The organism is Aequorivita soesokkakensis (assembly GCF_001641085.1).
Taxonomy (GTDB): domain Bacteria; phylum Bacteroidota; class Bacteroidia; order Flavobacteriales; family Flavobacteriaceae; genus Aequorivita; species Aequorivita soesokkakensis.
The window spans coordinates 64517-78510 of record NZ_LXIE01000001.1 but is presented as its reverse complement, the minus strand read 5'-3'; the positions used below and the strand labels follow the sequence as shown (position 1 = coordinate 78510).

Genomic DNA, 13994 nt, shown 5'->3' with positions numbered 1-13994 from the left:
TGAAAATTATTTATGAAAGAATTTGAAAATCAATGGGCAATAATTATGGGAGGAAGTAGCGGACTCGGCTTTGCTAGCGCTAAAAAACTTGCTTCCCAAGGAATGAATGTTTGTATTGTCCATCGGGATCGAAAAAGCAATTTGGCAGCATTTGAGAAAGAAGTAAAGGCAATGGAATCGTTAGGAGTTTCAGTTAAAACCTTTAATCAGGATGCTTTAAATAAAGATATTCGAGAAACAATTGCTCAAGAATTTCCGAAGAATAGCGTTAAATTATTATTGCACAGCATCGCAAAGGGCAGTTTAAAAACAATGCGAGGCTCTGAAAATAAAACCCTTTCAAAACAAGATTTTGATATTACCATGCACGCAATGGCAATAAGCTGGTATGAGTGGAGCCAAACATTGATCCAGCACGAAATTTTTACCAAAAAAGCAAGAAATATAGCTTTTACCAGTGAAGGCAATAGCAGGGTTTGGCCCGGTTATGGTGCGGTTTCGGCAGCAAAATCAGTGCTTGAAGCATTGATGCGAAATATGGCTGTGGAATTTGCCCCACTTGATATAACAACCAACTGCATTCAGGCTGGAACTACCGAAACTCCTTCGTTTTTGGTAATTCCGGGGAGCGAGGAACTTGCAAAAATGGCGAAAAAGAGAAATCCATTTGGACGTTTGACACAACCTGAAGATGTTGCAAACGTTGTGTTTTTGCTTTGTAAAAAAGAAGCTGATTGGATAAACGGAACCATTCTTAAAGTAGATGGCGGGGAAAGCCTCAGATAATAAACAATTTTAGATTTTGACATATAAAGATATTCTTGATTCACTACCGTATTCCGAGCCTTTTCTGTTTGTGGACGAAATACTTTCTGTTTCGGAAGAAGCAATAAAGGGCACCTATACATTTCAACCGGACGCTTTCTTTTACAGAGGACATTTCAAAGGCAATCCAGTAACACCGGGCGTTATTTTAACGGAATGTATGGCACAGATTGGGTTGGTTTGTTTCGGAATCTATCTTTTAAGAGAAGAAACCATTTCAAAAAAAACCACATTTGCGCTCAGCAGCAACGAAATGGAATTTTATATTCCTGTCTATCCAGGTGAAAAAATTACCGTTGTTTCTGAAAAAATATATTTTAGGTTTCAAAAATTAAAGTGCAAAGTGAGATTGATGAATGAAAAAAAAGAACTGATAGCCTTAGGAACTTTAAGTGGAATGATTTTAAATGCTAATAATTTGAAATGAAGAAACGTGTAGTTATTACTGGTCTTGGAGTTGTTTCACCCAATGGGGTAGGAGTTTCAGAATTCACGGAGGCTATAAAAAGTGGAAAGTCAGGAATACGATTTTTTCCAGAATTGCGCGATCTTAACTTTAGTTGTCAGTTAGGCGGAATGCCATTTGTTTCCGAAGAAAAAAAAAGGGAGTATCTGTCAGAGCTTCAACTTCGAAATTTTAATAGCAGCGGTATATTATACGGTATTATTGCCGGAATGGATGCCTTAAAAGACGCGCAATTGCAACCAGCAAAGAATGATGAAGAACCGCTATGGGATTTAGGGATTATCTTCGGAAGCGGTACAAGCGGGGTCGAAAAATTTCGCGAAGCCATATATAAAATAGATGATAAAAATGTGCGGCGTTTGGGTAGTAATTCTGTAGCACAAACAATGACCAGCGGAGTGAGCGCATATCTCGGTGGTTTAATTGGTGCCGGAAATATGGTAACCGCAAACTCATCTGCCTGTGCTACGGGTACAGAAGCACTTTTAATGGGCTATGATCAAATTGCAAACGGGAAGGCCACTTATATGCTTTGCGGTAGCACTAGTGACAGCGGTCCCTATATTTGGGGCGGTTTTGATGCAATGAAGGTTAGCACGTATAAATACAACGATTCACCAAAGGAGGTAGCAGGCCCAATGAGCGCAGAAGCCAATGGGTTTGTTCCGGGGAGTGGGGCGGGAGCCTATCTTTTGGAATCTTTGGAAAGTGCACAAAAAAGGAATGCAACTATTTATGCCGAAATTTTAGGCGGCGCCGTAAACAATGGCGGACAAAGAGGAGGTGGCAGTATGACCGCACCAAATGGAGTGGCAATACAGAAATGTATTAAAAATGCATTGCAGAACGCAAATATTTCCGCCTCAGAAATTGATTATATCAACGGACATTTAACGGCAACGCTGAAAGATCCGGATGAAATTGAGAATTGGAGTCTGGCCCTTGACAGAAAAGGAGCTGATTTTCCGTATATAAATTCATTGAAAGGAATGGTGGGCCACTGCTTAGCCGCAAGCGGAAGTATTGAAATTGTTTCAGCCATTCTTCAATTGCACCAAGGGTTCATTTTTCCAAATGTATATTGCGAGCCTGTGCACCCAAAAATAGCTTCAACCATTTCTTTGGAAAAAATTTCGATGAAACTACTTAAAACACCGTTACAAACCATAGCCAAGGCCAGTTTTGGTTTTGGCGATGTAAACGCTTGTGTTATCTTTAAGAAAATTTAATTTAGTATGACTTCAGAAGAAATATATTCGCAACTTCAACCCATAATAACTACATATTTACCCGAAGATGTTTCTATAAATGAAATAAATATTGAAAGCGATTTAACTCGTGAACTAAACATAAATTCTGCACATTTGGTAGATATTATTTTAGACATTGAAGATGCCTTCAATATAGAATTTAAAAATGACGACATCGAAAAACTTCGGACCGTGAACGATGCCGTTTCCCTTATCAAACAGAAAACCCTTTAGAATTTTAGGTTTTCTAAATTCGTTAATTCCTCAAAATTAATCCGTTAAAGTGAGTTAAAACCATTGGTTTCGCGTGTTTTATTGATTATTTTTAAAAGTAAAATTTAATCAAAAACGCCATGAAAAAAATAATTTTTATCTTAATACTTTCTATTAGTTTTTCCGCATTTTCGCAGGATCCATTTTTGCAAAAATCTAATCCGGAAGCAAAAGCGGAAGCTGTTAGAATAACTAATCTTTATATTCCTGAACTTTCATTAACTGGAGAGCAGCAGTTGCTTTTTCAGCAAAAGGTGGAAGAATTTTTAATCAGAAGACAAAAAATTGAAGCGGAATTTAAAGGAAAAGAAAAACTGGACTTGCTGTACCAACTTCAACAGGAGGAAACAGATGAAATGAACGATATTATAACACGTCCACAAATACAGGTTTACAAGAAAATCAAGCCAAGAATTCAACCTTTGGAAACAATAGAAAAGGAAAAATAATTATTTTTCCTTTTCTATAAAATTTTCATTCTCAGTTGTTCTCTCAATGTCTGGATCAGTTCCGTTTGATGGACTTTGTTCCAAGCCTGCAGAATCTACTTCAAAAAACTCCATAATTTCCGGAGGATTGTCTATTTGTTTGGTGCGCTTGCCTTTAATGGCAATGGGTCTTGAAATTACAGAATCATTTTTCTGAATAATTTTAAGCCAATCATTAGAGCCAAATTCAGCAGTACTTTCGGTGCTGAGATCAAGTTCCCTTTTATCTACCAAATCACCAATCTTTACACCAAGGGAAGCTGCAATCTCTGCCCATTGGGTGTCCGAAACTTTTGTTTTAGCCAAATCTATGGCCAGATATTTTTCGTCCAATCCCGTTAAGTAACTTAGCGTATGTCTACCAACGCGTGTGTTGCTGCTATAAATAAGGGTTAACTGCCTTTCGTCTCTCGCTATTACTCCCATAGTTTTCATCATTAATGTGCTTTCAATTTTTCTTTTCGTTTTTGAAGTTGCCCTCGAAGTTCTGTCATAACTTTTGCAACCGAGGCTTCAAATGAGCCAGAGGAGGTTTCTGCAAAAATTGTTGGGCCGGGCAGTGCCAAACGAACACTGCATATTTTTCCAACTTCAGGATTGGAAGAATTCTCTTTTTTAAAATATACATCAGCACCTACAATAGAGTCATATTTATTTTCAAGTTTATTAAGTTTTTCAGCCACAAAAGCTTCTAATCTTGGGCTCGCAGCCACTTCGTGATACTCAAAATTTATATTCATATTAGTTGGTTTTAATTATCAATTTTAAAGATACGATAGCCAAAAAACCATTCCAAACTTTTAAGGGGATTTTGTGAAATTAATCTTCTTCTGTCTGCTGTGGGTTAGGGTCGGGGATAAGTAGGGAGGCAATAATTCCACCAGAAAGCGAAACACCAATAACGGTTAGCGATAGCCATTCGGGAATTTCAACATTGTGTGAGAGTATCATCTTCACGCCAACAAAGGCAAGGATAACCACAAGACTGTAATTGATAAAACGAAATTTGGTCAGCATTCTGGAAATCAAAAAATACATAGACCGAAGCCCCAAAATAGCAAGTATGTTAGAGCTAAAAACAATAAATGGATCCGCGGTAATGGCGAGGATGGCAGGAATACTATCCAAAGCAAAAAGAATATCCGTCAATTCAATAATTATGAGCGCTACAAAAAGAGGAGTAGCTGCGCGGACTCCCATCCTTTTGATAAAAAACTTATCACCTTCCATTTTGTAACTTATTGGAAAAAGCTTCTTTAGAAAACGAAACATTTTGGATTTTTTTGGATCGAATTCGGATTCTTTATGAAGCAACATTCTAAAAGCAGTAATCAAAAGAAAAGCTCCAAAAACATAAATAATCCAATCAAATTTATTGATAAGCGCAACGCCGAAAAAAATCATCAGCGCCCTAAAAACAATGGCGCCCAAAATTCCCCAAAACAAAACCTCGTGCTGGTATTTCTTCGGAATGGCAAAGGAGGAAAAGATTACCGCTATAACAAAAACATTATCAATACTTAAGGAAAGTTCTATTAAATAACCTGTAATGTACTTTAAAACAGCAGTGTTTGGGGAAAGGCCTGTAGGATTCTCTATAAGCCCATCACTAAAAAGCCAATAGATAATTCCTGAAAAACTAAGGGCAACGGTGACCCATATTGCGGTCCAAATTGCTGCTTCCTTTGTTTTGATGACATGCGGATTTCGGTTAAAAACACCCAAGTCCAATGCCAGAAATAAAATGATAAATGCTATAAATATTCCCCAGACAATCATTTTTTAAAATTTTAAACAAAAATAAGTGCAAATACTGTCTAAATAATACAGGAAAATGTTAATAGTGATAAAGAGCGGTAAATCTTTTTTTAAACTTTTATAACAAAATCAAAGGCTTAATTTTAAAATAAAAATAAAAGGATTATAAATAAATAATTTAAAGGCTTTATTGCTGATTAAATAATTAGATTATCTTCGGAAATAACCTTTTTTACCAATCATAAAATGGAAAATGCCAAACAAAGTAAATCTGAAGAACAACAAAATATTGACAATGAGCTTCAGAATTCCAAAAACTCGGAAGCCGATATCGCTAAATCACACGGCGAAATCCTGAAACAGCAAATTGTGGAAGGGCAGGAGACTTATGACAAAAACCCGATAAGTATTCTTTTAAGTTCGTTGACTGCAGGCTTGGAAATAGGTTTCAGTTATTTATTGATCTGTTCACTATATTTTTTTCTAAATGGAAAATTTGCCGAAGACACTATTTTTAGTGCAATGGCCTTTGTTTATCCCGTTGGATTTATAATGGTAATTCTTGGCCAATCCATACTTTTTACGGAACAGACTTCCCTTTTAACGTTGCCTGTTCTTAATAAAAAAAGAAGTATTTCGAGTCTTTTAAAACTCTGGGGGTTGGTTATTTTAGGGAATTTGATTGGCGGTTATCTTATAGCTTTTCTTTTGGTGTGGTTTGGTCCACAGTTAAATATATTCGATTTGCAGACAATTGAAAAAATTGCGCTGCACGTAACCCAATATAACAATATTGTAATACTGGTAAGTAGTATATTGGCTGGATGGCTGATGGGATTGCTATCTTGGTTGGTGGCCGCTTCAAAAGATACGCTGAGCAGAATTGTAATAATTTTTATGATCACGGCCGTTTTGGGCTTTACTGGTCTTCACCACAGTATTGTTGGTAATGTGGAAGTATTTGCCGGATTGATCAGTTCGCCTGCAATTTCCATTTTGGACTATATATATTTTATAGCCCTGTCGCTTTTCGGAAATGCGCTGGGCGGATTTGTTTTTGTGGCGCTGCTTAAATATCGTGCTTTCGTATATGAAGCTAAGGGGTAATTGGCTAGACAAAACAAAAGATAAATAGAAAAATCCCTTAAAAGAAGGGATTTTAAATGTGTTTATTTAGCGAGTGAAAACCAATTATCCGGGATTAATTCCTCCGGCTGGCTTTTTTTTAATTTTTGGCGCTGGCGTTTCTCTACCTTCCGTTTTTTTTGGTTTCGCAGGAGTTGCGGGCTTTTTTTTTGGTGCTGTTGGCATAATTGACAAATTTTGGTTAAACAATACTTAAAGATACGCAATTAGTAATTATCGTTTCCATTTTATTTGGAATAAATATTCGAAGACTATCTGAATTTAAGTATTTTAGCAGTACTAACCGAATATTATGAAGCTTAGCTCCTTTTTTAAGCAGTGCCACGAAAAGGAAGTTTTTAAAATGTTGTCTATATATGTAGTATCTGCTTGGGTAATTTTGCAGGTGCTATCAATAACGTGGCAGCCTTTGGGACTTCCGCAAAAATCTGTTACGTTTTTAATAGTAGTCTTGCTTATATGTTTTCCGTTCTACATTTTTCTTCTTTGGAAATTTAAAGTTGCTCCCTTACATAAAACGGAAACAGAACCCGATGAAAAAGAAATAAAGAAAAAAGCCAATTTTCAGAAAATGTACTTTTCTGCTTTGGGTATTATCGCTTCTATCTGCGTAATCGCCGTTTTTTTTATTGTGAATAAAAATTTCTTCCAACGGAATGAAGCGCTTCTTCCTAAAATAATACAAAGCGATAAAATTGCTGTTTTAAAATTTGGCAACAATACGGGCGACCCGCAATATGATATTGTGAGCAAAATGGCTTCTGATTGGATTATCCATGGCATTACCGAAAACAACGTAGCACAAGTAATAACACAGGATTTGGTAGATGAATATAAAGCAATATTAAAGGGAAAAAATGTTGAAGAAGATGAAACCGCCATTGTCAAAGAATATCTGAAACCCAGTAAAATTATTTCGGGAAATTTTTACCTTAAAAAGGGCCAGCTAATTTTTCAGGGAATGTTGATAGATGGGAAAACAAACAAAACCATAATTTCATTTAAACCCACAGAATGCGCTGCTGAAAATCCATTGAAATGTATTGAAGACTTAAATGAATCTATTACAGGCTATTTTATTACTGCAGATAAAAAAAATCTAACGATTCAAGAAAACGCACCTAAATTCGAGGCATACAAATATTTGATAGAAGCAAAAAACAGTAATGACGACCAAGAGTACATTGCGCTATTAAATAAAGCTATTGAAGCTGATTCTACGTATTTTGAGCCAAAGGTAATGCGGGTTCAACATTATTTTAATCAAAAAGAATTCAAAAAATCAGATTCGTTACTTAAACTTATAAAACCCGAGTCCTATACCAATAAACGCCAATTGAATCTACTAAATATGCACGAGGCCTTATTAAAGGGAAACAACCGCACGGTTTATAATACCTATTTAAAAGAATATGAAATAGCTCCTTCCGATTTAGGTAGCAATAAAACCATTATGATTTTTGCGCTTCAGTTTGTAAACAGACCCGAAGATGTTGATGCGATCTACAAAACAATTCCAATGGATAGCTTGAATCTACAGAACTGCCGAGATTGTATTTTTCGAGTTTACGTAAAAGCGTATGCAGATATTGAATTGAAAAATTATAGTTCAGCTATTAAAATAATTGAAACAGCCCAAAAAGAAAATGAAATAAAATATCTAAATAGACCTTTATTAATTGCGTACATAAGGGCTGGAAAAGAAGAGGTTTTGGAACAATTTCTGCGAAAAATAGATATAACTGCAACCCCCGCAGAGGCGCAGGAATTATATTTGCAAGCAGGAAAAGAATATTTATTGAAAGGCAACAAGCCAAAAGCAGATAAATATTTCAACAAAATAATAAACTCCGAGCCCGACACGGTAGCCCCAGAAATGTTAGCTGACGCATTGTTTTATAAAGAGAATTATGCAAAAGCTGAAAAAGTTTTAAGTAAAATTCATGCCATTGAGCCAAAGAATAGCAGTGTCCTCTCAAAATTGGCAATTAGCAATTTTAAACTCGGCAATAATTCAGAAGCCGAAAAAAATATCCAAAGTTTGGAAAATTTACGAGCTAATTTCCAATTTGGCGAAATAGATTATGCCCTTGCACAGTATTACGCAGCAACAAACAATAAAACTGAGCTGTATAAAGACTTGCTGAAATCTGTCGCGAGCGGGCATATGTTCCATTGGAAATACTATAAGAACGATCCCCAGTTTATAGATTACATAAATTCAAAAGAGTTTGAAGAAGTAATGAATTTTTGGAAATAAGATATTTTTAAATTTTCAGCTCCCCACTACTTTTTCTATTCGTTTAAAACTAACTAAAATGGCAAAACTTAAAAATGCCCACGCATTAATTATTGGGGTTGGTAGTAAAGACTTACCAGAAACTGTTAACGACGCTAAGGCATTGTACAAACTCTTGGGCGATAAAGAAATAGGCGGTTATTATAAAAAAAACCTTAAAATCCTTACCAAAAAGAAAGCAACGCGAATTGGAATTCTAAAAGCGTTTGATGAATTGCTTGAAAGAACAGATGCAAATTCATCCGTGTTTCTCTACTATTCCGGTCACGGCGGGATGTATAGCGACAATACATTTATAAAAGATGAAGCAAAAAAGAAGCCCGAAGCAGAAAACCAAAAGTATTTTCATCTCTGCCCAATTGATTATGATCCCAATAACTACAAAACCACGTGGATAAAAGCGGAAGAGGTAAAATATAAACTCTCACAACTGCAATGCCGAAGATTGATTTTCTTTTTAGATTGTTGCCACGCCGCAGGAATGACGGCAGGTGTTTCAAGGCAACCCTTGCAACCAAAACACACAAACGCAGACGGCTTGGCGCAAAACTTAGACGATGGCCGTGGAATGATGATTGTTTCTGCCTGCCGTGCCGATCAGGAAAGTGGAATTGTAGAAGGGGAGGAGAACAGCATTTTTACAAAATGTATGCTTGAAGTTTTAAGGGGAGATCACAAACGTGAAGACGAGGACCCATTCGTAAAGATTATTGAGGTTGTTGAATATTTATTCGATAGGGTTCCTAAAATAAATCCTGATCAAAAACCATATGCCAATCTTCAGATGTATGAAAATTTTGTGGTTAGTATCTCTTCAAAATTTGAAAAAGATAACCTTGAAGAGACTGAAGCTGAAACTTTAGAAAACAAACCTAAATCAACTGAAAAAGAATTGGTTACAAAATTTAGGGAAAGTGAAAATGCCAATAGCGTAATTCTTTTTGTACACGGTTTTTCCGGCGATGCTGAAAATACTTTTTCGCAAGCGCCAAAGTTGCTCATTAACAATAAAGGCGGCTTGGACGGTTGGGATATGTTTCCGTTGGGATACAGCAGTAATGTAGTGCCAGAAATGGGCAAGAGTGTTTGGGCCTGCTCAAAAGATATTGAAAGAAATTCAGATTTTTTGCTTACTTCAATAAAAAATAAATTTTCAAAATATAAGCGTATCGCCATCGTAGCGCACGATTTGGGCGGAATTGTAGTGCAACAAGCTATGCTACAATTGGATAAATATGATTTGGGCAGAGTAAGCCACGTAATGTTCTATGCTACCCCAAGCTATGGCCTTCCTGAAATAAAATTGGAAAACTTTTTCACTTATGACAATGATGAAAAAGAATTGAAAGAGGGAAGCCAATATATTCGAAACCTTCGGAATCGTTGGGATGAAGCTTTTCCGGATGAATATCCTTTCACCTTTAAAACCATTGCAGCCACTAAAGATGAGTATGTGCCCATTAGTTCAAGTTTGGAACCTTTCCCGAAAAAATATCACGAAATTATAGAGGGCGACCATTTTTCAATAGTACAGATTACGAATGAAAATGACGATAGCTACCGACTAATTTTAAATACGTTAACCAACAAAAGTTTTTTGAACAAATCTTCAAATACAGAAGAAATAAATATTGCAATAGGCGAGTATAGTGAGGTTATAAACAAGCTCCTTCCAACGCTGAAAACCCTTGACGGTAAAGGCGTGGAGCAATTGGTTTATGCACTGGAAGGAGCCGGTAGGGAAGAGGAGGCAATGAAAATTTTAAATGAGCACCCAGAGGCAAAGGACAATTCAAACTTATTGGGAATAATGGGAGGAAGGTATAAGCGCCAATATTTGAAAACTCATACAGCTGAAGATTTGCGAATGGCCTTCAAACATTACAGCGATGCCCTAAAAATTTCAGAAGCGAAAAATGATTATTCCCAAATATATTATCACGCTATCAATCTGGCTTTTCTCAGTTTGATGAAAGGAGAAAAAGGAGATATGAATACGTTTGCAGACCAAGCAGAACAAGCCACGAAGAGAGATCCATTTCCGAGTTTATGGAAACTTGCAACTATGGGAGAAGCTTTTCTTTATAAAGGAGATTTTGAAAATTCAAAGGACAATTACGGGAAAGCTGCAAAGATGGCTGATTTACGCCAAAAGATTTCGATCCATGCCAATGCCTATAATGCGTACGTTAGTTTAATGCAAACAGATAATCCGGAAGACACATTTATAAAATTCCTAAAAAAGAACTTTTTAACTTAGTATAAACCAAATTATGTTTACTGAAAATTCAATTGATAATTTCATTAAATACCTAATAACCAATTTTTTATTGTAATTTAATTTCAAAATAATGCGTAATGAAAAGATTTCTTCAAGACGAAATTCCTAAACTGAATTTTAAAAAGGCCTTAAAAAAACCAATTCCTATAAAGTGTATTCAAATAGACGAGCCGTTTGAGGTGGAAAGTATGGAAGGGCTAGTAAAAGGAAAGAAGGGGGATTGGTTGATGGTGGGTATAAATGGCGAAAAATATGTGTGTGACGCAGCTATTTTTCAAAAGACTTATGATATTATAGATGAAAATTAAACAAAATTAAATTTTAAATCGCTACAAGATGAGTGCAAAAAAGATTTTCATCAGTTATTCAAGACGTGATACAGAATATGTAAAATCCCTTGTGGACGCGTTGCGAAAACAAGGGTTTGAAGTGTGGTTTGATAAAAACATACGTACAGGAACAGACTGGGATGACACCATAGAGGAAGAGTTAAAGAAAGCTGATGCAATAGTGCTGATACTTTCAAAAACCTCAGTGGCTTCAGAGAATGTGAAGGATGAAATTTCATACGCTATAGGGCTGGATAAGCCAGTAAATCCTATAAAGATAGAGGAATGTGATGTGCCGATGCGCTTGGCGCGCAAGCAGTTTGTAGATTTTACGGTAATGGGCCACGAGGCTGGTTTTGAACGCTTGGTGAATGATTTGAAACAGACCTTAAAATTGGCAGAAGAGAACAAATCCGTTCCCAAGGGAAGTTTTAAGCCACCGGTATCAACTATAAATACAAATCCTCAAAAAAAATCAAAAAAAATAATCCCTTATTTAATTGGCGGATTGGTAACACTTGTTCTTTTTATTGCTGTGATATGGAATTGTACAGAAGATGTAAATACTGAGGAAATAAACGATTCTACAGATACCATTGTTGAACAAGAGCAAGTGCAAACAGAAGATAGCAGTGCCCAAGCTGAAATAAACGGGTTGAATTTAACAAAAGTTGTCTATTCAGCGGATGGCGATAAACCTACTGGTTATTTTGAAAATGTAGGTGACAATGTGTGGATGGAACGATCTGTTGAAAATGATGCAAAATATAGATTCACGGAAACCAAACGCGATGAATGGTTTGTGTACTTATCTGATGAAAGCCGTGATATAAATTTATATATAGATCTATACCGCAACGGTATTTATATGTCCACAACAGAAGAAGAAGAGCCAACATTGTGGTACACAATAATTGCTACTGAATAAATTACATTTATAAAATCTCGATACTAAATCAAACGGATAGTGGTATTTGATATATTCTATTTTACATAATATAAATTATAGAACAAATCTTATCATGAGAAAAATAGCGAATAGAACTTTTTCTGTTCTATTTTACATAGTTGCAGTTATGATGCCTTTAGGCTCATATCGATAGCAATTATGTAACAGCTATTTTACAAAAAACTGTTCGTTAAACATTCCTAAGCTATAATTTTATAGTATGAATATATCCAAGAGAGTTATGCCATTTATAAGCGATTGGATTTTATAGTTATATAGAACTTTTTCTGTTCTATTTTACATAGTTGCAGATATGATGCCTTTAGGCTCATATCGATAGCAATTATGTAACAGCTATTTTACAAACAACTGGTCGTTAAACATTCCTAAGCTATAATTCTATACTTGGTAAAATATCCCAGAAGCATTTGTTTTCATAAGTATAATTGGAACTTGGGTCATTAAATAATTAAGTGGTTTGCTTCTCAGCGTTTATTTAAAACATTAGTATCTATATTTAGCCGTTATGTAGTATAGCCGCTACCAAGCGCTCGATTGTTTTATAAAGTCAAATTGCACTGGCAATTTATTTTAAACACAATTGCGAAGCATTCATGAGCTCCTTATTTAAACAATAAAAATAAGCGAATAATTATCCAACGCTTGCCAACGCCAAAATAAAAGCTAACCTTTTTGCTCTTATTAAAAATCGCGTATTCGATAATTCGCTATTACACAGTTAGTCCTTTACGAGACTTTTTTCTTATTCTTCTTCTTTTTATAATTGCGTCCATACCACAATAAAACTCCCGTAACCGGAAGACTTGCAATAAGCAGGCTTGAAAAAAAAGCTATTATTTTACCCGCAATTCCACCAATAGCGCCAATGTGAATATCATAGTTCATTCGCAATATTTTATCTGCTAGTTTGGCGTCTTTGTATTTCCCATATATACCTGGGGTTTCTATTTCATCCAAGGTGTTTTGGTCAAAAAAACGATAATCCGCATTATAGTACAATCCTTCGCTATTGGAAACTTCAACGTAAATGCTTTCCTCTGGAGTTTTGGGGTAATGCAATTCATAAGCAGATGCGTTTGGCGATTCCTTTTGTAGTTTTACAATCAAATAATCCATAGGCGCAATACTATCATTATTGTTGGCAATACTTTGGTTTTCGGGAATGATAAAACGCGCTTCCTTTTCACCACCCACCGATTTATACACTACATACTTCAACCAGTTATAGGACATCACCGAGCCTGTGAATGCCAGGATCAGGGCGAGTGCACACACGTAAAATCCAATTATGGAATGCAAATCAAAATTCTTACGTTTCCATTTGGTGGTTTTTTTCCAATCGAATTTCACACGTTGCTTTAAATTTTTGCGCTTTTTAGGCAGCCATAAAATAAAGCCCGAAATAATGATCACAATAAAAATCAATATCGAAACCCCCACTACCTGTTCTCCTATTTTTTTTGGAAGCCAGAGCCGCATATGTCCTTTTAGCATAAAGGGAAAGAATCCGGAGAGGTGGTCGTCAACCTGGACCACCTTCCCCGAATACGGGTTTAGAAATACACTTTGATAAAATTCGGGTTCCGCGTCATAAAAAATAACCTCTATGGCATCATCAGCTTTTTTAAAAAGGGTGCCGTGAATGGTTTGCTGGGGAAAGACGGCGGTTGCAATATCTTTTGCTTCCGTTGGCGTTAAGATGGCTGTTTCTTGAGGTTCTACTTTTTTATAATCATCGTACAGGCTTTCAATTTCTTCACGAAACGCCCAACAGCAACCCGTAATGGCTACCACAAAAACCACTAGGCCCGTAGTTAGGCCTAATATTTTATGTAGTTGGAATATAAATTTTTTAAAGGTCATGGAAGTCTTTTTAAAAAGGACAGCCCCATACTATAGCGGGCTGCCC

At 36.0% G+C, this 13994-nt stretch carries 14 protein-coding genes; 10 read left to right on the top strand and 4 right to left on the bottom strand.

Annotation, left to right across the window (positions count from 1 at the left end):
• Window positions 1-12 precede the first annotated feature (12 nt).
• The 5 genes from A7A78_RS00410 (at window position 13) to A7A78_RS00390 (ending at window position 3263) form a co-directional block, all read left to right on the top strand.
• On the top strand, window positions 13-786 hold the full coding sequence (locus A7A78_RS00410) for an SDR family oxidoreductase (protein ID WP_068760149.1): 774 nt from the start codon (window positions 13-15) through the stop codon (window positions 784-786).
• Window positions 787-802: 16 nt separating this feature from the next.
• Window positions 803-1252 carry a 3-hydroxyacyl-ACP dehydratase FabZ family protein gene (locus tag A7A78_RS00405; RefSeq protein ID WP_068760147.1) on the top strand — a complete coding sequence of 150 codons (450 nt, stop codon included), beginning with the start codon at window positions 803-805 and terminating at the stop codon, window positions 1250-1252.
• Complete coding sequence (locus tag A7A78_RS00400; protein ID WP_068760145.1) at window positions 1249-2520, top strand: beta-ketoacyl-[acyl-carrier-protein] synthase family protein; 1272 nt, start codon at window positions 1249-1251, stop codon at window positions 2518-2520. The genes A7A78_RS00405 and A7A78_RS00400 overlap by 4 nt, the downstream gene beginning before the upstream one ends.
• Window positions 2521-2526: 6 nt before the next feature.
• On the top strand, window positions 2527-2775 hold the full coding sequence (locus A7A78_RS00395; RefSeq protein WP_068760143.1) for an acyl carrier protein: 249 nt from the start codon (window positions 2527-2529) through the stop codon (window positions 2773-2775).
• A gap of 119 nt (window positions 2776-2894) precedes the next feature.
• On the top strand, window positions 2895-3263 hold the full coding sequence (locus tag A7A78_RS00390) for a hypothetical protein (protein ID WP_068760141.1): 369 nt from the start codon (window positions 2895-2897) through the stop codon (window positions 3261-3263).
• On the opposite strand, the gene A7A78_RS00385 is transcribed toward A7A78_RS00390, so the two are convergent.
• From A7A78_RS00385 to A7A78_RS00375, 3 genes are all read right to left on the bottom strand, one after another.
• Entirely contained in the window at window positions 3264-3740 is a 477-nt protein-coding gene (locus A7A78_RS00385; RefSeq protein WP_068760139.1) for an arsenate reductase family protein, read from the bottom strand.
• On the bottom strand, window positions 3740-4042 hold the full coding sequence (gene hpf, locus A7A78_RS00380; protein ID WP_068760138.1) for a ribosome hibernation-promoting factor, HPF/YfiA family: 303 nt from the start codon (window positions 4040-4042) through the stop codon (window positions 3740-3742). Before hpf ends, A7A78_RS00385 begins: the two co-directional genes overlap by 1 nt.
• 79 nt (window positions 4043-4121) lie before the next feature.
• Entirely contained in the window at window positions 4122-5081 is a 960-nt protein-coding gene (locus A7A78_RS00375) for a TerC family protein (protein ID WP_068760137.1), read from the bottom strand.
• Between the two features lie 225 nt (window positions 5082-5306).
• Between A7A78_RS00375 and A7A78_RS00370 the strand changes: the two genes are divergently transcribed.
• From A7A78_RS00370 to A7A78_RS00350, 5 genes are all read left to right on the top strand, one after another.
• Window positions 5307-6167, top strand: coding sequence for a formate/nitrite transporter family protein (locus tag A7A78_RS00370; RefSeq protein WP_068760135.1), 861 nt, complete (start codon window positions 5307-5309; stop codon window positions 6165-6167).
• 331 nt (window positions 6168-6498) lie between these two features.
• Entirely contained in the window at window positions 6499-8466 is a 1968-nt protein-coding gene (locus A7A78_RS00365) for a tetratricopeptide repeat protein (RefSeq protein ID WP_068760133.1), read from the top strand.
• Between the two features lie 58 nt (window positions 8467-8524).
• Window positions 8525-10765, top strand: coding sequence for a caspase family protein (locus A7A78_RS00360; protein ID WP_068760131.1), 2241 nt, complete (start codon window positions 8525-8527; stop codon window positions 10763-10765).
• Between the two features lie 98 nt (window positions 10766-10863).
• The gene (locus tag A7A78_RS00355) at window positions 10864-11094 is read left to right on the top strand and encodes a PGDYG domain-containing protein (protein ID WP_068760129.1); all 231 of its coding nucleotides are present in this window, start codon (window positions 10864-10866) and stop codon (window positions 11092-11094) included.
• Between the two features lie 28 nt (window positions 11095-11122).
• Entirely contained in the window at window positions 11123-12043 is a 921-nt protein-coding gene (locus A7A78_RS00350; protein ID WP_068760128.1) for a toll/interleukin-1 receptor domain-containing protein, read from the top strand.
• Window positions 12044-12811: 768 nt separating this feature from the next.
• Here the strand turns inward: A7A78_RS00350 and A7A78_RS00345 are convergent.
• The gene (locus A7A78_RS00345) at window positions 12812-13948 is read right to left on the bottom strand and encodes a PepSY-associated TM helix domain-containing protein (RefSeq protein WP_068760126.1); all 1137 of its coding nucleotides are present in this window, start codon (window positions 13946-13948) and stop codon (window positions 12812-12814) included.
• Between the last annotated feature and the right edge of the window lie 46 nt (window positions 13949-13994).